Annotated in this window: 18 protein-coding genes and 1 riboswitch; of the genes, 6 read left to right on the forward strand and 12 right to left on the reverse strand. The window is 41.7% G+C overall.

Annotated elements, in window-relative coordinates:
- Positions 1-270: 270 nt before the first annotated feature.
- Entirely contained in the window at positions 271-1,554 is a 1,284-nt protein-coding gene (locus CZ490_RS15930) for a M20 family metallo-hydrolase (protein ID WP_077619820.1), read from the forward strand.
- 43 nt (positions 1,555-1,597) lie between these two features.
- Here CZ490_RS15930 and CZ490_RS15935 read toward each other — a convergent pair whose 3' ends face one another.
- Positions 1,598-2,128 carry an AAA family ATPase gene (locus CZ490_RS15935; protein WP_077619821.1) on the reverse strand — a complete coding sequence of 177 codons (531 nt, stop codon included), beginning with the start codon at positions 2,126-2,128 and terminating at the stop codon, positions 1,598-1,600.
- A 210-nt stretch (positions 2,129-2,338) separates the two neighbouring features.
- A riboswitch (purine riboswitch) is annotated at positions 2,339-2,440 on the forward strand.
- Positions 2,441-2,714: 274 nt separating this feature from the next.
- On the opposite strand from CZ490_RS15935, the gene CZ490_RS15940 reads away from it, so the two are divergent.
- The gene (locus CZ490_RS15940) at positions 2,715-3,305 is read left to right on the forward strand and encodes a xanthine phosphoribosyltransferase (protein WP_077619822.1); all 591 of its coding nucleotides are present in this window, start codon (positions 2,715-2,717) and stop codon (positions 3,303-3,305) included.
- Complete coding sequence (locus CZ490_RS15945; RefSeq protein WP_077619823.1) at positions 3,305-4,609, forward strand: nucleobase:cation symporter-2 family protein; 1,305 nt, start codon at positions 3,305-3,307, stop codon at positions 4,607-4,609. Before CZ490_RS15940 ends, CZ490_RS15945 begins: the two co-directional genes overlap by 1 nt.
- Positions 4,610-4,661: 52 nt before the next feature.
- Here the strand turns inward: CZ490_RS15945 and CZ490_RS23060 are convergent, their stop codons facing one another.
- The 9 genes from CZ490_RS23060 to rbsK form a co-directional block, all read right to left on the reverse strand.
- Positions 4,662-5,810, reverse strand: a complete 1,149-nt coding sequence (locus CZ490_RS23060) for a YecA family protein (protein ID WP_077619824.1) — start codon at positions 5,808-5,810, stop codon at positions 4,662-4,664.
- Between the two features lie 23 nt (positions 5,811-5,833).
- Complete coding sequence (locus CZ490_RS15955) at positions 5,834-6,223, reverse strand: hypothetical protein (protein ID WP_077619825.1); 390 nt, start codon at positions 6,221-6,223, stop codon at positions 5,834-5,836.
- 140 nt (positions 6,224-6,363) lie between these two features.
- Positions 6,364-7,893, reverse strand: a complete 1,530-nt coding sequence (locus CZ490_RS15960; RefSeq protein WP_077619826.1) for a YifB family Mg chelatase-like AAA ATPase — start codon at positions 7,891-7,893, stop codon at positions 6,364-6,366.
- Between the two features lie 157 nt (positions 7,894-8,050).
- Positions 8,051-9,184, reverse strand: coding sequence for a glycerate kinase (locus CZ490_RS15965; protein WP_077619827.1), 1,134 nt, complete (start codon positions 9,182-9,184; stop codon positions 8,051-8,053).
- Between the two features lie 80 nt (positions 9,185-9,264).
- Positions 9,265-10,185, reverse strand: a complete 921-nt coding sequence (locus tag CZ490_RS15970; protein ID WP_077621093.1) for a ribose-phosphate diphosphokinase — start codon at positions 10,183-10,185, stop codon at positions 9,265-9,267.
- 407 nt (positions 10,186-10,592) lie between these two features.
- A complete protein-coding gene (gene purU, locus CZ490_RS15975; protein ID WP_077619828.1) occupies positions 10,593-11,486 on the reverse strand; it encodes a formyltetrahydrofolate deformylase in 894 nt (297 codons plus the stop codon).
- 104 nt (positions 11,487-11,590) lie between these two features.
- Complete coding sequence (locus tag CZ490_RS15980; RefSeq protein ID WP_077619829.1) at positions 11,591-12,733, reverse strand: M20 family metallopeptidase; 1,143 nt, start codon at positions 12,731-12,733, stop codon at positions 11,591-11,593.
- A 135-nt stretch (positions 12,734-12,868) separates the two neighbouring features.
- Positions 12,869-13,792, reverse strand: a complete 924-nt coding sequence (locus tag CZ490_RS15985) for a nucleoside hydrolase (RefSeq protein WP_077619830.1) — start codon at positions 13,790-13,792, stop codon at positions 12,869-12,871.
- On the reverse strand, positions 13,789-14,724 hold the full coding sequence (rbsK, locus tag CZ490_RS15990; protein ID WP_077619831.1) for a ribokinase: 936 nt from the start codon (positions 14,722-14,724) through the stop codon (positions 13,789-13,791). Before rbsK ends, CZ490_RS15985 begins: the two co-directional genes overlap by 4 nt.
- 124 nt (positions 14,725-14,848) lie before the next feature.
- On the opposite strand from rbsK, the gene CZ490_RS15995 reads away from it, so the two are divergent.
- The 3 genes from CZ490_RS15995 to CZ490_RS16005 all read left to right on the forward strand — a co-directional run bounded on the left by CZ490_RS15995 (position 14,849) and on the right by CZ490_RS16005 (position 17,385).
- The gene (locus CZ490_RS15995; protein WP_077619832.1) at positions 14,849-15,670 is read left to right on the forward strand and encodes a purine-nucleoside phosphorylase; all 822 of its coding nucleotides are present in this window, start codon (positions 14,849-14,851) and stop codon (positions 15,668-15,670) included.
- 199 nt (positions 15,671-15,869) lie between these two features.
- Positions 15,870-16,802, forward strand: coding sequence for an LCP family glycopolymer transferase (locus CZ490_RS16000; RefSeq protein WP_077619833.1), 933 nt, complete (start codon positions 15,870-15,872; stop codon positions 16,800-16,802).
- Positions 16,803-16,935: 133 nt separating this feature from the next.
- Entirely contained in the window at positions 16,936-17,385 is a 450-nt protein-coding gene (locus CZ490_RS16005) for a hypothetical protein (RefSeq protein WP_077619834.1), read from the forward strand.
- A gap of 29 nt (positions 17,386-17,414) precedes the next feature.
- Here CZ490_RS16005 and CZ490_RS22395 read toward each other — a convergent pair whose 3' ends face one another.
- Complete coding sequence (locus CZ490_RS22395) at positions 17,415-17,567, reverse strand: hypothetical protein (RefSeq protein ID WP_159439974.1); 153 nt, start codon at positions 17,565-17,567, stop codon at positions 17,415-17,417.
- A 98-nt stretch (positions 17,568-17,665) separates the two neighbouring features.
- Positions 17,666-19,345: a methyl-accepting chemotaxis protein gene (locus CZ490_RS16010; RefSeq protein ID WP_077619835.1), complete on the reverse strand. Its 1,680-nt coding sequence runs from the start codon at positions 19,343-19,345 to the stop codon at positions 17,666-17,668.
- Positions 19,346-19,377 lie beyond the last annotated feature (32 nt).

Here is a 19,377-nt window from a genome sequence, read left to right on the forward strand (position 1 = left end):
TTAGGACCCCTATCAAAACTACATTCGATTGCATTGCCACAGACATTGCCTCATATGACGTCATCAGACCACCTCCCTTCTTGAGGAAGTGGCTAACCGCCCACCTTCTTTATGTAACTGTACCTCTATTTTAGCACCCTAACTACTAGATTACTAGCAAAAACAGAACATTTGTTCGTATATTAATTATTACGAATGCCGAAAGTTTTTTCACGATAACAATGTCTATTATGATAAAATATAAAAAATCAGATAAAGGAGCGACCTAGATTGAACTTATTTGAAAAGTTAGTTTCAGATTATGATGTCTCGTTGGACAAGAATGGTGTTAGTGGAGAGCGTCTGGCGGCACGTCTCGCGGCGTTATCGGAAATTGGTCTAACTCCAGATAAAGGCTCTCACCGGATTGGATTTTCCAAAGAAGAAAAGGCTGCAAAAGATATCGTGAAAAAGTGGATGACCGAAGCTGGCCTTACCGTGACCCAAGATGGAGCTGGAAATGTGTTCGGACGTGTTGAAGGGAAAAATCCAGATCTACCTGCGCTTTTATCCGGGTCCCATGTGGATAGTGTTCCAAATGGTGGTCACTTTGATGGCCCTCTAGGTGTGCTCGCTGCACTTGAGGTCGCTGAAGCGTGGAAACAAACTGGCTTTGTTCCGGAACGCCCATATGAAGTTGTTATTTTTTCAGATGAAGAAGGATCCCGTTTTAACGGAGGATTTAGCGGAAGTGCTTCGATGATTGGTGAAGCGACGAGAGAGGAATACCTCTCAAAAATAGACATCAACGGTGACTCATTCACAAAAGTGATAGAGGACATCGGGCTATCAGTGGATGAATTTTTTCAGTCAAAAAGAGACTTATCTAAGCTTGAGGCATTTGTAGAAATCCATATCGAGCAGGGGAAAAGATTAGAACGTGGGGGTGTCCCAGTTGGAATCGTGACGGGAATTGCAGGACCTTGTTGGTTGAAGCTCACGTTTACAGGACGTGCGGGACATGCGGGCAACACACCAATGAACGACCGTCAAGACGCGCTTGTTGCGGCGGGACAGTTCATCCATGAGGTTCAGTCCCTACCAGGGCAAGTTAGTTCATCGGCCGTTGCAACCGTTGGTAAAATCGAGGTCATTCCAAACGGGGTGAACGTCATTCCTGGTGAGGTTCGCCTCTCAGTAGACATTCGCGACATTCAAAAGGAAACAAGAGATCGACTCGTTGACTTAGTGTTGGAAAAGGCGAAAACTGTTTCTTCGGCACAAGGTATCGAGCTTCATATTGAAGAAACATTGCGCGAAGCACCTGTTCCAATCAGTAAAGAGATGCAACAACGATTAGAAAAATCAGTCGTCGCGCAAGGCATTGAGCCGGTATACCTACCTAGCGGTGCTGGACATGACTCCATGATTGTCGGGCATGTCCTCCCTGTCGCGATGATTTTCGTACAAAGCAAAGACGGAGTCAGCCATAACCCTGCCGAATGGACAGACCTAAGTGATTGCGTGCAATCTGTGCATGTGTTGAAGGATTTTGTTGAGGGGTATGATAAGTAAGATTCTAGCTAAAGAAAAGCTCAGCATATGACTGAGCTTTCTTTTATAATAGATTTACCTTATTCAAGATTCTATCAACAACAACCCCTACCGGAACATTCTCAGTGTCTATGTACTCTCCAAAGTTGTGTTCGTTATACGCTTTTAAACACTTGTCTGTTTGTTGAAAACACCAGTTTCCTTCTTCTTCTCCACGTTCAAGTAGCCTTTTGTAAATAGTATCCTTACTTGCAGTTAAGCAGAAATGGTAGGTTCGCTTATCAATATTTTTAAATCCATTATAAATAGTTTGAAAGTATTCGAGGTTTCGAATAGTCATAGGTACAATTAAATTCACATTGTATTTAGTTACTATAGAATTTGCTACCTTAACGGTTAACTCTCTCCAGAGTTCTAAGTCTTGAAAATCTCCGGTTTCTGCTTCATGTCGTTTTACTTCTTTAGGTAAAACATTTCGTAGCATAAAGCCTACTTCTTCAGGATCGTATAGCATACTGTTTTCAATGACTTTTACTAGTTCGTTAGAAACAGTGGTTTTACCCACACCGAATGCACCATTGATCATAACTATCATTTTATTCTAGCCCCAGTCGGAAAAAATTTAGGTTTATCTGTACTTTAACATAATTTCCCTTTTTTTCGTAGCCATATTTTTTATTCCTCCAAAACTTCCCAAACCCGAAATATGCCAGTGTTTTTTTGAGCCATTGTACGCTATTTTCGCTCTTTTTCCAACTCCGACCATTTACAAATCCCCCAACACGTCATATAATACCAACATACCATTTGAATATCGGCATTCACTCATATAATCGCGGGGATATGGCCCGCAAGTTTCTACCAGCGCACCGTAAATGTGCTGACTATGAGTGAGCAATGGGAATCCATTTTGCATTATGCGATTCCACTTTCCTTCGATGAAAGCCTGAAGGTCATTGACTCACTCGTAATTGAGGAGTGCAATGATGTTCAGGCTTTTTTCATTTTAGAGGATGTTCAAAAAGTCCGGTGAAAATGACACATCGAATTTCTTCGTTGGCTCGCTTTTGCGTTCCTCACGTATTTACTTCATACGTTCCGGTACTCAAAGCTTCGCCGCCTAGAACTTCTTGGTCCTTTTCATCCTCCTTTTTGAACACGTATTATAAGGAGGAAACGAAATGGAACTCTTACATCAGAAAATTATCAACGAAGGCAAGGTCCTCTCTGATCACGTCCTTAAGGTCGATGCCTTTTTAAATCATCAAATAGATCCGCAATTAATGGTGGAAGTTGGGAAAGAATTCGCACGTCGTTTTCAGGATGACAAGATTACGAAGGTGCTTACCATTGAATCCTCAGGGATTGCGCCTGGACTTATGGCTGCCCTTGAGCTTGGTGTACCAGTTGTGTTTGCTCGAAAAAGAAAATCTCTTACTCTCGTAAACGACCTACTCACTGCGTCTGTTCATTCTTTTACGAAAAATGAAACCAATGAAATCTCTGTTTCACAAAAGTTTCTTGAACCTACGGATAACGTGCTTATCATCGATGACTTTTTAGCAAACGGGCAAGCTGCCATTGGTCTTGCCGAAATCGTTGAAAAAGCTGGCGCAACAACCGCTGGCATTGGAATCGTAATTGAAAAATCGTTCCAAGATGGTGGAAAATTGCTTCGTGACAAAGGGTTCAAGGTTGAATCTCTTGCACGCATCCAATCACTACAAGATGGAAAAGTTACATTTTTAGAAGAAGTGGGGGTTGGTCGCTAATGAAGAAGAATCTATTTAAAACTGCTTCTTTAGGAATTCAACATGTACTTGCGATGTATGCCGGTGCAGTAATTGTGCCACTTATTGTTGGTGGTGCGATTGGATTAACGGGTCAGGAACTCACGTATCTTGTTGCAATTGACCTTTTAATGTGTGGAATCGCAACGATTTTACAAGTATGGAAAAATAAGTTTTTTGGCATTGGGTTACCTGTTATGCTCGGTTGTACATTCACTGCGGTTGGTCCGATGATTGCAATTGGTGGGGACTATGGGGTATCCGCCATTTACGGTTCGATTTTAGTCGGTGGTGTGTTTGTTGTTCTCATTTCAACCATTTTTGGTAAGTTGATAAAATACTTTCCACCAGTCGTAACAGGATCGGTTGTTACAATCATTGGTATCACCCTCATTCCAGTTGCGATGAACGACATGGCTGGTGGTCAAGGAAGCGCGGATTTTGGTTCGCTTCAAAATCTAGCTCTTTCTTTTGGAACTCTCATTTTTATTTTAGTTCTATATCGTTTAGCAAAAGGATTTATCCGTCAAATTGCGATTCTACTTGGATTAATCGGTGGAACAGTTGTTGCCTATTTTGTAGGTAGGGTTAATTTTTCAGCCGTTTCTGAGGCATCTTGGTTTCATATGCCAACACCATTCTACTTCGGAATGCCTACATTTGAGATTTCTGCTATCATCACGATGATTCTTGTGCTTATCGTGGGACTTGTTGAAGCATCTGGTGTGTACTTTGCTCTAAGCGACATTACGGGTAAAAAGCTTTCAGAAAAGGATTTGGCACATGGGTACCGTGCAGAAGGAGTTGCCACTATATTTGGTGCTATCTTCAATGCGTTCCCTTATACTACGTATTCTCAAAACGTTGGTTTAGTCCAATTATCAGGTGTTAAAAAGAACAGTGTAGTGTATGCTGCTGGGGCATTTTTAATCCTACTTGGTTTCATTCCTAAGATTAGCGCATTTACAACCGTGATTCCGACGCCTGTTCTAGGTGGCGCGATGCTCGCGATGTTCGGAATGGTTATCTCTGCAGGTATTAAAATGCTAAGCAAGGTTGATTTTTCATCACAGGAAAATCAATTAATCATCGCATGTTCTGTCGGAATGGGCCTTGGTATCACAACTGTTCCAAGCTTATTTCAAAACCTACCGGATGGCATTCAGATTCTATCAAGCAATGGAATCGTGATTGGAAGCCTAACAGCCATCTTCATGAACCTCATCTTTATGAAAAAGTCTGCAACACGACAAGTACAAATAGTAGAAGAACCAAAAGCATCTTAAGGACCTGTCCCACATAAAAAGGTGAATCCCACTACAAGGATTCACCTTTTGTTTATTTTCCACAACATTTCTTATACTTTTTCCCGCTACCGCATGGACACGGGTCGTTCCGACCTATTTTTTGGTTGTTTTGAACCGGGACTTGGACGAAGGGCTCATCATCACCTAGTTCTTTCCTTAGTGCTTCCTCTTTCCAAAACGACAAGTCAGGATGAGATTTGCCGATAATCGAATAAAAGCCATATGCGACTTCTTCAATATCAACCATGAATGCTGTTTCATATGGAGATTTCATGTGTTGATTTATAATTGGAATTGCCTCTTCTGAAAAATGATAGCTAAGTGCCTCAATGATCATTTCTTTTTCATCGATTTCCTCTACCTTGTGATAAGCATCTTTTAAAACCTGAACAGCTAGGTCGGTTTTGATGTTCTCAACTACAGATGACGCAAAAATAGATGATTCTGGATTTGTTACAAACGGTGCAACCTCTTTTACCACCTTGTCTGACTGAAACTGGATTAGTGCAGATGCCACTTCTTCTAACAACATATCTTCATCGCGCAATAATAAACTTGTTAGAACAGGAATATGCTTCTCCATTTTCAACAAACCAATCATATAGACTGTTATTACTCCGTTCGAAGAAAACCAGTCATCGTTCAGTTCTTCAGCCAGAATCGTATCTATTTCCTGTTCTGTAATCCAGCCCTTTTCAACAATACATTTTGCCAACCGTTTTGCCTTTCGATATGTTATAGCCTCATAAAATCGACCATGGTCTAGTTCGTTTAAAAGCAGCCTATATTGTTGATAGACCTCTTCCTTTGTCCCATTTACCATCAATTCAAAAAATGCCCATGTCTCATGAGGAATATACGGTTCAAGCTGATGACGATAGTTTAAAACAAGGGTTGGTTCTACTTCGGTTACTAGATGTACCGCTAGATGAACTTCTGAAGCGTCCATTTTCGGGATGTTTTCCACTAAAATCGATAGCGCTTCTTCGTTTATTTTTTGGTTATCGATATAAGTTAATATGTAAAAGAGATTTTCTTTTGTTGTAAAAGCCTTCTCTAATAAGGCTACCGTCCACTCTTCAGGTACGGAAGGATAATCATGGAGTGCGTGTAGAACTGTTTTTTGAATCAATAGGTCATCTGATAGTAAATGTGGTTTGATTTTTTCTAGAAATGTCATAGAGATAATTCCTTTCATTATACTTATTGCATGCGATAAATATACGCATCATCAATAAAGGTATTGTCTATCGTTTTACGTGAAAATCTAATATCTGTTATTTCTTTAGGAGAAGTTTGAATTACTGATCGTAAAGATTTTATCAAAGGATGTTTTGGACTCCAAGCTGTGATATCCATTAAATTGATACTTTTTAAATCCCCGCTCTGATTAATAATATCATTAATTTGTTCATAAGCTTTACGCGCCCCGTGGGTATCTACCACCTCCGAAGCAATAATTAACCTCCAGTATTCACTTTCAGATTCATAGAGCCAAAGAGCAGCATGCACATCAAAATTTGCTTCATCTAATTCCTTTATTAATGCCTCACCTTCATTAAAATCTTTTTCTACCAAAAACGTTTTAACCATTGCAATACCCCCTCGTCAGGATCTGTGACTGCCCAGAATATGCCTTTTGCCTCTTCTTCAGTGTATATGCAATTTCTTGAAAATCTCCTCTATTCATTATAATACCCTCACAAATGAATTAAGTAGTATTTTATCTATTTCTACCTTGCACCTAATGATTTTGAACTAACAACTTTCCTTCTTCTTAATGACATTGCCTCCCAAAGTGCTGAATTCGTAATTTTATCGTCACCACTAAGATTAGAAATGGTTCTAGCTAAACGCAGTACTTTCATTTGAACACGACTACTCCATTGATAACTGGCTGACCATTTTTGAAGCATCTGCTTTTGATCGGTTTGAAGAGTTGTTCCTACAACTAACCTTTCAATTGGTACACTAGAATTTAAGAACTCACCTTGATATCGTTTGTACTGTCTGGCTCTTGATGCAATGACTCGATTGCGGATTACTGAGGATGTTTCCACTTTTTCATTTGAATCACCATGTAATAGAACAGGTTTTAATTCGAGAATGACGTCTATACGGTCTAAGATTGGACCAGAAATTCTATTTTGATAGGTATTAATTTGTTTAGGTGTACATGTACAGTAATGACTACGGTCGCCTAAGTAGCCACAAGGGCACGGGTTCATTGCACCTATAAGTATAAAGCGAGATGGATACACGACAGTTGTTGCAGCTCGACTTATCGTTACTTTTCCAGTTTCTATTGGCTGCCGTAGCATATCCAGAGTTCTCCTGGGGAATTCCGCCATTTCATCAAGGAATAGTACGCCATGATGTGCAAGCGATACTTCACCAGGCTTCGGTATTGAGCTTCCTCCAATCAGTGAAACAGAAGATGATGAATGATGTGGTGCACGAAACGGGACTTGAGTTGGGTTTGCTTGGGAAACTCCAGCGAGTTGATAAATACTCATTACATCAAATTGACTTTCATTTGAAAGTGGTGGCAATATCGAGGGCAAAGACTCTGACAATAGGCTTTTACCACTTCCTGGCGGTCCAATTAATAAAACATTATGAGCACCTGCTGCTGCAATTTCTAATGCACGCTTTGTTTGGTGGTGACCGATTATGTATTGAAAGTCTTTATCATAATGGATAATCTGTGGTGAGGTTTTTGTAAGATTCATAGTAGAGGGATTAGGGATTCTTTTGCCTGATAAGGATTGAAGAACATCGTTAAGTGTACGAACAAATCGTAACTCAATTCCATCGATATTTGTGAATGGCAAATCTTCAATGCATGGTAGATAGAGAATTTTAATATTTTGCTTTTTAGCTGCAAGAATTGCAGGAAGCATTCCTTTAACTGACTTAATTTCTCCTGTAAGTGATAATGCTCCTAGAAAAGCAGTATTTACTGGTATTTCATGTTGAATATAATGCATTTCTTTCATTAGCCCTATAGCCATCGCGAGATCAAAAATGGGAATGTTTTTCTTTTGCTCAGAAGGTGAAAGATTTATAATGATTTTTTTACCAGGAAAACTACAATTATTAGCATATAAGGTTGCCATTACACGATCCTTAGATTCCTTCACACTTGCTTCAGGCAAACCAATTAGACTGACGGATTCTCTCCCAGGAATAATCTGGACTTCAACAATAACTTTATATCCTTCCAGCCCTCGTAATCCGATACTCGTGACACTAGTAGTCATATATTTCCTCCTTAGTTAATTAATTAGAATATACGTTCGTGTTTTTAATATATATCCTTTAGCGAATATTGTCAATTTATAGTTTTGCTCATAGAAAAGTCCGCTTTCCCACCAACTTTCATCATCTGGGACGAGGGACCTGTCCCTCTGTCCCAACTCATATCCCCATTTTCAATACCCGCCCAATGTTTTCCGAACAATTTACGAGGTTTCCTTTTGCATTTTTCATCGCTGTTTCTAGGTCGACCACTCCTGGTGTTATCGAAAAGATAGCATCGATGCCGTGTTCTTTTACGATTTCACTGCCAGGTCCTAGATGTCCGGCAATCGCGATGACAGGTAGGTTATGTTTCTTAGCCTCTTTTGCGATGCCGATTGGCGTTTTACCGTAGATGGTTTGGCTGTCTATTTTTCCTTCGCCGGTTATGACAAGATTGGCATCGGTCATTTGCTTTGAGATTTCGGTTGCCTGTATTACAAGCTCGATTCCACTTTTTAGTTCAGCGTTTAAAAAGGCAAGGATTCCGCCACCGAGCCCTCCCGCTGCTCCGGCACCAGGAATCATCCGAATATCTTTACCGGTTGTCGTCTCCACACAATCAGCGAAATGGCGAAGATTGCGGTCAAGTACTTCGACCATTTCAGGAGTTGCTCCCTTTTGTGGTCCGAAGATTGCAGACGCTCCATTTGGGCCTATTAAAGGAGTGTCAACATCACAAGCCACTTCAAATGCCACTGTTTCAAGGCGTTTATCTAGGTTGGAGGTATCAATCGTTTGGATGTTTGCTAGTTCTCCACCACCAAATCCGATTTCTTCACCGTCCTCTTTTAAAAAACGAACTCCTAATGCTTGAAGCATCCCAACACCCGCGTCATTGGTCGCACTGCCGCCAAGGCCAATACATATCTTTTCAACGCCATGTTCGAGCGCCTTCAGAATAAGCTCGCCTACACCATAAGTTGTCGTCATGAGTGGGTTTCTTTTATTTGGTGGAACTTGATCAAGGCCTGCTGCAGCTGCCATTTCTATGACGGCTGTTTTTCCATTTCCAAGAAGGCCAAAGAATGATGGAACCTGCTCGCCTAGTGGTCCAGTAACCGTCGTTGGGATGATTCTCCCTCCTGTTGAATAGACGAGTGAATGAACGGTTCCTTCTCCTCCATCAGCCATTGGAGATTTTATGTAGGTAGCGTTAGGAAAAACCCGCTTTAAGCCTTCTTCGATTGCCTCCGCTACTTCAGTGGCTGTCAAACTTTCTTTAAATGAATCTGGAGCAATGATAATCTTCATAATTCACCCCCGACAATAAATAATAAAATAGCCAACTAATTGACTAGTTGGCTACATTTTGGAACATGGACCTGTCCCTTTTATTCAAATAGTGGACTAACGGCTTTTTCGTTGTGGATGCGGTCGACTGCATCGACTAGCAGTGGAGCCACGGAAATCCTTGTGATTTTATCAATTTGTTTTTCTTCTGGTAATTCAATCGTGTTTGTAACGACCAATTCCTGAATTGGTGAAGACTCAATTCTTTCAATTGCTGGACCAGATAGAACCGGGTGCGTACAACATGCGTATACCCCTTTTGCGCCTCTTTCCATTAGAGCTTTTGCAGCAAGCGTGATTGTGCCAGCTGTATCAATGAGGTCGTCAATGAGGATAGCATTTTTTCCTTCGATGTTACCAACAATGTTCATGATTTCAGCAACATTTGGCTTTGGACGACGCTTGTCGATAAACGCGATTGGTGCATTTAAATGGCTTGCCAATTTACGTGCACGAACAACGCCACCTTGGTCAGGAGAAACAACTACAACATCCTCAAGATTTTTAGCAGTAAAATATTCAGCTAAAAGTGGAACACCAAGTAATTGGTCTACTGGAATATCGAAAAATCCTTGGATTTGTGGTGCGTGCAGATCCATTGTTACAACTCTTGTTGCACCAGCCTTTTCAAGTAGGTTAGCAACTAGCTTTGAAGTGATTGGTTCACGGGAGCGCGCTTTACGATCTTGGCGTGCATATCCGTAATACGGAATCACCAAGTTGATATTTTTAGCTGAAGCTCGTTTTAATGCGTCAATCATGATCAATAATTCCATGATGTGTTCGTTTGCGGGTTGAGAAGTTGATTGTACTAAATAAACCTCGCTTCCACGTACACTTTCTTCGAGGTTTATTTGGATTTCTCCATCACTAAAACGTGTAACGGAACTTTTCCCTAATTCACAGCCAAGAAGTGATGCCATTTCCTCCGCTAATGATGGGTTTGAGTTTAAACTAAACATTTTAAAGCATTCGTTCAAATGATAAGCCACTATTAGTCCTCCATGCAAAATATATTCTATATATAATATACCCCATCTTAGAGGTCATTACATAGTGTCAAATTTCAATTTTCGACAAAATCCGGCGTTTTTCCTTGTTCTGCTACAAATTACCAAAGGTAAAAGGACACCATGTTGCGTGGTGCCCTGTCTTTTTCAAAAAGGATGTTTTCGCAAACTTTGTTGTTATTGATACAATTGATTTCCGCTCCAGGTGGACGCTTTCCGCGGGCGTGGCTTGAGCCTCCTCGTCGCTATCGCTCCTGTGGGGTCTCAAGTCTCACGCTTTTCCCGCTGGAGTCGCCACCTTCCGCTACAATCAATAGGTTTGTTTTTCCAAATAGCAACAATCTTTTAGAAAAGAGCCTTTAAAAAACAATCGTCTTATTATTATCGACAATTACTCGGTCTTCTAGATGCCATTTTACACCACGTGCTAGCACGCTACGTTCTACGTTTTGGCCGATTTTTTTCAGTCTTGCTACATCATCACGGTGATCAACACGGGCGATATCTTGTTCGATGATTGGACCTTCGTCCAGATCATTCGTTACATAATGGGACGTCGCACCGATTAATTTTACCCCTCTTGTGTACGCACGTTCATATGGTCTTGCTCCAACAAACGCAGGCAGGAATGAGTGATGAATATTGATGATTTGGTTTGGATATGCCGCCACAAAGTCAGGCGTTAGCACTTGCATATAACGAGCCAGCACAATCAAGTCAATATCATACTCCTTTAAAAGCTGAAGCTGTTGCTCTTCAACCTGCTTACGGATGTCCTTGTTTGCTGGTATGTAGTGAAATGGGATTCCGAGATTCTCAACGACAGGTCTTGCATCTTCATGGTTGCTCACAACTACTGCGATGTCCGTCATTAGGTCCCCGCTTTGCCATTCCCATAAAAGTTCATGTAAACAGTGAAGCTGCTTTGAAACAAAGATAGCCGTTCTCTTTACATTTTGAACGTTGATTAATTTCCATTCCATTGAAAATTTCTCAGCGATTTCAACAAATGCTGACTTCATTTCTGATTGTTTTTCAGTCAAGGATGGACAGTCAAATTCGATTCGTAGATAAAATGTTCCCTCTTCATGGTGTGTAGAATACTGACTTGATTCAATGATGTTTGCGTCAAACGAATATAAAAATTGGGAGATTGCCATTACGATTCCTGGCTTGTCCGGACAACTCACCAAAAGCCTTCCCCGATTCTCATTCTTACTCTGAAACTCTTCTCTATTAAAATACATGTTCATAACCTCACATTAATTTTGAGGACAATTATATCAGAAGTTTGAGCGTAGGGACAGGTTATTTGTTCCAGCATTTTCCCTTAGGACAAAAAACCTGTCCCTTACCCCTATGCAAGTTTTGCGATGAGTAAGGCAACAAGGGCGCTTCTGATTGGCATTTGTGAGATGAGGAGGTGTTCGTTTGATGCGTGGGCACCATCTCCTACTGGTCCTAAGCCGTCAAGAGTTGGAGCAAATTGTGAGGCGAAGCTGCCGTCACTGCCACCACCACTCGCTTGTTCTTCCAAGTCGAAGCCAAGGTGCTCTTTTGCGAGGGCTTTTGCTGTTTCAAACATTTCGCTAATCTCTGATGTTCTTTCCATAACCGGTCGATTGATGCCACCTGTTACCTCGATTGTAAGACCTTCTTTTGATGGCTTAAGACCTTGAATTAACGGGATAATCCGTTCAAATTCGGCGTTATTTTTTACCCGTAAATCTAGTTCAGCTTCTGCTTCTGCTGCGACGACGTTTGATGCACTTCCTCCATTTATGAGCCCAATATTTAAGGTTGTTCCTTTTTCAAAATCCGTTAAGCTGTGTAAATAAAGGATTTGGCGTGCTAATTCTTCGATTGCGCTGATTCCTTTTTCAGGCTCAATGCCTGAATGTGCCGCGCGACCACTCACCTTTATCGAGAACATGCCGACGCCTTTACGAGAGGTCTTGAGCTTTCCTTTTATCGAACTTGCCGCTGATTCTAATACGAGGACATACTTACTTTTTTTCGCTTCTGACTCAATTAATTCACGGGAAGATTCGCTTCCGATTTCTTCATCAGATGTCACCAACATGACAACCTTTGTTTTTAAAGGAATTTGAAGAGTTTTGAGAGCATGTTGCGCAAACAAGCCTTGTACAATTCCACCCTTCATATCGAAAGATCCTGGGCCGTATAACTTGTCACCGTCAATACGGAATGGGAGCTCTTCAAGCGTCCCCTTCGGCCAAACCGTGTCCATATGGGTTAAAATTAAAATCTGCTCTTCCCCTTCACCAAATTCACAACGAAGGTGATTACCGAATTGGTCATCCTTAAAAACCTCAATTGAACCACCCACATATTTCGTATATAACTCCTGCATGTGATTGCCTACCTGGTCCACTGCTACTTTATCATGAGACGGAGATTCAAGCTCGACTAGCCCCTTCAAAACCTCCACCATTTCCGATTCCTTCTCTTTTAAAAAATGTACAATTTGCTCTTCCATTATAAATCCACCTTTTTGTGGGAAAATTGCTTCGACCCACTATTTTTACATATGCGTCTTGTGTCCTGTCTTATTATTACAATATTACAACAAAAGAACCCATGCCACTAATTTATAGCATGGGTTGGAAATTTCCTATTGAGCGACTGGTACTCTTTTTAAAAAATGCTCGAGGAATCGTGGCGCGTTTACTTCTGTGCATACTTGGATTTTCGGCCCAGAGTTAGAGTCTCGAACAGGAACGGTTCTCCCGTCCTCCTCTCCCTCAGTTGCTACCTTGATTCCAACGTACTCCGTTTTTACAAGGCTTGAGTCCATTGCGACTCCCACCGCCAATGGATCATGGAGTCCGCATCCGCCAATTCCTGGGCTGAATGATTCGTAAAAGTCGTGGTAAAAACCGACCATATCTGCAAAAAACGTTCCTGTCTCGGAGCTTCGCCATGCTTCCACCTTATCCCTTGGTAGTAAGGTCTGCATGGTGACGTCCAGGCCGACCATGGTTAATGGAAGTCCCGATGAAAGTACGATTTCTGCTGCTTCAGGATCTGTATAGATATTTGCTTCGGCATATGGCGTCGTGTTGCCAGGTACAAATACCGCGCCGCCCATAATCACAACATCGCCAATAAGCCCCACAATCTCCGGTGCCTTTTGAATAGCAAGTGCTAGGTTCGTAAGTGGCCCGACTGCGATAATGGTGATCTCATGCGGTTGGTTTTTTACCTCTTCAATTATAAAATCAACCGCAGATTCAGGTTGTACCGATTCTGCTGGTTCAAAATTCAACACATTCCCTAAACCGTCTTCACCGTGGACATGCTTCGCAAAGCCTTCGCGTGTAGGGCGAGTTAGTGGTTTATCTGCACCGGCATACACCGGAATCTTTTTACTAAGCTTCTCTATAACCGCCAATGTATTTCGTGTTGCTTCATTCACATCCACATTTCCATAGCTCGTCGTTAACCCAATGATATCGAGCTCTGGCGAATTCACCGCATACGCTATGGCCATTGCATCATCTATTCCAGTATCGACATCAAAAACTACTTTTTTCATATTGTTCCTCCTTGCGAATTGTCCCCGTGTCCTAGTACATCCTCTAAAGTTGGCATTGAGCTTTGCGCACCTTTTTTTGTAACGGTGAGAGCACCGACCTTGTTTGCAAATTCCGTTGCTTCTCGCAGACTTTTTCCACTCACGATTGCAGTCGCAAGTGCACCGGCAAATGCGTCACCTGCTGCTGTGGTATCGACCGCCTTCACGTTATGTGGAGGTACTGAAAATGTTTCTGTTTTCTTCAATACAACGACACCCTTACTACCGAGTTTAGCAAAAACAGTGTCGGCTCCTTTTTCCAAAAGTCCTTTACTTGCTACCTTTGCAGATTCCGCGTCTACAATCTCGGCATCTGCGATAATCCCTAACTCGCTTTCATTTGGCACGAGATAGCTAACCTTTTTGTAGAGTTCATCTGGTAGCTTTTGTGCTGGTGCAGGGTCTAGCATGACGGGAACGTTGTATGTATGTGCGATATTTGCAACCTCGATGACCGTCTCTAGCGGAATCTCGAGCTGTAGCATCACTAGTTTCGCGTCACGAATGACCTGTTCATGTTTCCTTACATAGTCAGGCGTTACGTACTCGTTTGCTCCTGGTGATACAATAATTCTATTTTCACCTTCTGTGTTCACGCTAATCACCGCGACACCAGACGAAACACCATGAACTTTTTCAATATGTGAAGTATCCACAGTTACTTCTTCTAAACCTTTTAAAAGTTGCTCCCCAAACATATCGTTTCCTACAAGGCCGAGCATCGTAACTGACGCCCCAAGCTTTGCGGCCGCATACGCTTGGTTGCCGCCTTTCCCGCCATTACCGGTGAAGAAGCCTTGCCCCATTATGGTTTCTCCCCATTCCGGACGTTTTTTTACATTGACCACCATATCCACATTCAAACTTCCGACAACCACAATATCCCCACTCATCTACATCCCCCTCATTAGGACAAGGAATCCATGTCCGGCTATTGAAAAAACGCGATTATAATATACAATATTATAGACAAACTAACATACAGTATCAAAAATTGGTTATTGGAGGAATATACATATGCATAAAACTGCGGACATTATGGAAGCAAAGGATTACATATTAAGTAAGACGGATCAACGTCCAACAATCGGAATGATTCTTGGTTCAGGACTTGGTACGCTTGCAGAAGATATTGAAAATGCGGTTGTCATCCCATACAGCGAGATTCCACATTTTGCACGTTCAGAGGCAATTGGGCATGCGAACGAGCTTGTGATTGGGCAATTAAAAGGGAAAACAGTTGCAGCTATGAAAGGGCGCTTCCATTACTATGAAGGATTTACGCTCGATGAAGTGACGTTTCCTGTTCGTGTGATGAAGGCACTTGGAATCGAGAATCTACTCATCACAAATGCATGTGGCGCTGTAAATACAGATTTCAGCCCTGGGGACTTAATGTTAATTACAGACCACATTAATCTTGTTGCGACAAATCCATTGATCGGTATGAACAATCCTGAATTAGGAACTCGTTTCCCTGATATGTCGGAGGTTTATAACAAAGGACTCCGTGGAATTGCGGCTGAGGTAGGGAAAGAGAAAAACATCGAGCTACGTGAAGGTGTATATGCGTGGTGGAGTGGTCCAACTTATGAAACACCTGCAGAAATCCGCATGATTCGTACGCTTGGTGCCGATGCTGTTGGAATGTCGACTGTTCCAGAAGCAATCGTTGCAAACCATGGTGGCATGAAAGTACTTGGTATCTCATGTCTAACCAACATGGCAAGTGGGATCTTAGACCAACCATTAAGCCATGACGAAGTAATTGATGTTGCTGGACGAGTAAAAACAAAATTCATTGAATTGGTAACAGGAATTTTGGAAAAGGTAGAGTAAGGTTAGAGATGCCCACGTGATTACTTTTACGTGGGTTTTACCTTATCGATTTAGGACCCCCCTTTTTCGACAAACTTCATACTTTCCTCATCTTTTTTGACATTTGTCCTAATTCTTGTAACTTTTTCTCTTCCCAAACGTCTAATACTTGTGTACTATTTTTATCAGCTAGTAATCTATGAAAAAGGAGATGACCTACATGAGTCGAAGAGAGCGTCATTCAAAAAAGAAAACGAAACGAAAATGGCCCAAGGTTGTCGGAATCATTGCTCTTCTATTAGTGTTAGCAGTCGGTGGATATGCCGTTTATTTATATCAGTCAGTTGCGAGTACAGTTGGAAAGATGCACGAGGAAAGAGGTCCTTCTGAAAAACGTGATCAGCAAATTGATATTGGCAAAAAAGACCCGATTTCAATCTTGTTGATGGGTGTTGACGAAAGACCTGGCGACAAGGGTCGTACCGATACGTTGATTGTAGTATCTGTGAACCCTCGTACAAACTCAATGGAAATGCTAAGTATTCCACGTGATACGCGTGTGGAGCTTGTTGGTCGCGGTGTGCAGGATAAAATCAACCATGCGTACGCATTTGGTGGCGTGGATATGACCATTGATACAGTTGAGAACTTTCTTGATGTTCCAATTGATTACTATGTGAAGGTAAATATGGAAGGTCTTAAACAAATTGTTGACGCACTTGGTGGTGTTCAAGTGAACAATACGTTTGCATTCTCACATGATGGTGCATCATTTGCAGAGGGCCCACTAACTTTAAGTGGAGAACAGGCTCTTTCATATGCCCGCATGCGATATGATGATCCACGTGGTGACTTTGGAAGACAGGACCGTCAAAAGCAAGTTATTCAAGGCATTATCGATAAAGGTGCAAACTTATCGTCGATTACAAAAATTGATGATATTCTCGGAGCACTTGGTACGAACGTAACAACGAATGTGTCTTTTGACGAAATGAAAACTATCCAAGCAAACTACAAAGATGCTCGTCATAAAATCGAACAATACAGCATCAACGGTGTCGGCCAAACGCTGGACAGATGGTACTACATCGTTTCCGAAGAAGAACGCCAAGCCGTTTCAGCACGCTTAAAAAATCACTTAGAAATCCAATAAGGGGGGCACTGTTCCCTCATCCCAGAGCAACCGGTGAAATGCCGGTTGTTTTTTTATTTCTCCATAATAGTTTTCCTCCTTTTTCCACATACTAATCAGGGATTGGTATGGTTGTCCAAAGGAGGTTCTTCGATTGAAAATCAAATTTTTACTTTTTATAGCATTCTTATTTGTGTTCTGTTCGCCTTCTTCTGCTGCTGAAAAGTCACCGTTCTTTGGAGTCAGTGCAACGGTGGTACAAGTTGAAGATGGTACATTTGAGGTAACCACGAAAGGTGCCGAGGAGAACGAAGGTTTTGTGTTTTCTCCTGAAGGGGTTAAAGGTGGAGAAACGATCATATTTGAGGTCCAAGTGAAGGGTGAGGCTGCCGTCTACTTGCTCGTGGACGAGACGAATGCCCGTGGTACTTTTTTAGCAGAAACGGTGTCTCCTGTCATCGGCTTACATGAGCCATGGCGGACAATTCAGCTTGAGGTCGAGCTTCAAGAAACAACCTCGCAAATTGATGCGATGGTACTCACAAATAAACAAGAAAAAACCAAATTCATGTTCCGCAATGTGAAAATGAGTGTGAAAGAGTAAAAGGATGCCAGTGCTGGCATCCTTTTGTGCTACTCTACCTTTTTTGATAATTCATCTAGTTTCTTTTCAATCCTTTTGACACGTAATGAAAATCGTACCACGAAGATGAGTAACAGAGCAATTGAAATTGGAATTAAAAGAGCAAATAATTGAAAAAGAATGTCGCCGATATTTAGCTCCATAGGATTTCCTTCTCTCCTTTTTTTCCACAATATACTATCCAGTTCAAGTTCCGGTCAATCGTTTTTAGGGACAAGGGACCTGTCCCCATGTCCCACACCTATTTCAGTTTAAATTGCTGAATGAGTGTGTTCAGTTCGCCTGCGTTTTCTTCGAGTTGTTTTGCGCTTTTTGATACTTCTTCCATTGAGCTGCTTGATTGCTGGGCAGTTGCGGATACTTCTTCGACGCCTGCTGCGGATTCTTCTGATACGGCAGCAATTCCTTCAATTGATCCACTAATTTCTTGTGTATCATCAAGTACATCATAGAGAGAGCTTGACATGGCCTCGATTTGAGTACCTACTTGTTCGATTTTTTGCTTCAACTCATTAAACGTCTTTCCGGTTGTTTGGATTTGAGCGGTTCCTTCTTCAACTGATTGGTAGCCGTCATCCAAGGATTGTACGACCTGCTTTGATTCATTTTGTATATCTTTTACAATCTCTGTGATTTCAGCGACAGATTTGCCAACCTGTTCGGCAAGTTTACGAACCTCGTCTGCTACAACCGCAAAGCCTCTTCCGTGTTCTCCAGCGCGTGCAGCCTCGATTGCTGCATTTAACGCTAACAAATTCGTTTGTCCTGCGATTTCCTGTATCACACTAACAAGTTTCGTAATTTCATTTGTTTTATGATCCAATCCAACAACCATCGCGTGGGACTGTTTCATTTTTTCATTGATACTGTTCATTTGCTGAATCGATGTTTCCATATAGCCACTGCCATCATTCGTCATCGTGAGCATGCCTTGAGACTCTTCCTTGATTGAGTCACCTTTAACGGCAACCTGCATAATCTCCTGCGAGAATTTTGACATTTTTTCAATCAGTGTAGTTGCTGAAGTCGCTTGGTCCTCTGCACCGCGCGAGAGCTCTTCCATCGTGACCGCAATTTGCTGACTACCAGCCATGACCTCATCCGCATACTGGGTCAACTCTTCACTTTGACCTGTCACATTGTCCGAAACAACGGTCATTTGCTTGACCATTTCCCTGATATTTTCATTCATACCATTAACTGAATGTACAAGCTGACCAATTTCATCTTTTAACTTCGTTTTTATTGGTTCTGCCTCGAGTTCACCATTTGAGATGGCCTCCATGCGGCTTGCTACTTTTTTAATTGGTCTTGCAATTACCATCGATGTGTAAATCGCAATGATCGTTCCAAAAATGAACACAACCGCTGATATCACAAGTCCTACGATGTTCGCAGATTGCCCATAATCCACTACATTTTGACCAGTTGCCACGATATGTCTTTCGCGGTCATTTGACAGCTTTTCAACACGCTCCATCAAATCACGAGCTACAGGTTGGATTTTGGTTTGCAGATTTTCCTTCGCAAGTTCAGGATTGCCATTTTCATATTGGCCGAAAACATCAAACTTTAACATGTCACGCCATTCTTTTGTTTCACGTAAGAGACTATCAATCTCTTCAATCTTCATCGGACTTAATGTACGATCGATTAAATCGAACTCCACCGAATACATGTCATAATCATTTTTATAGGAGGTATCGCCGTAGAGCACATAGCCTCTCGCAAGCCCAATACTCTGTGCGATATTGTATTTTAAACTATCATATTCTAGTATGACAGTGAGTTCCTCCGTAACGACATCTTCTGTCTGCTGATTCATGTTGGATACAGCTAAAAAGTTATAGGTCGCTAGTGCTAGACAAAGGATAATAATGGTTGAAAAAATAGCAGCTAATCTCATTCGAATGCTTTTCATCGATGTACCTCTTTCTTGTTGGATAATAGAAA

Source organism: Litchfieldia sinesaloumensis, from assembly GCF_900156865.1.
Classification (GTDB): domain Bacteria; phylum Bacillota; class Bacilli; order Bacillales; family Bacillaceae_L; genus Ferdinandcohnia; species Ferdinandcohnia sinesaloumensis.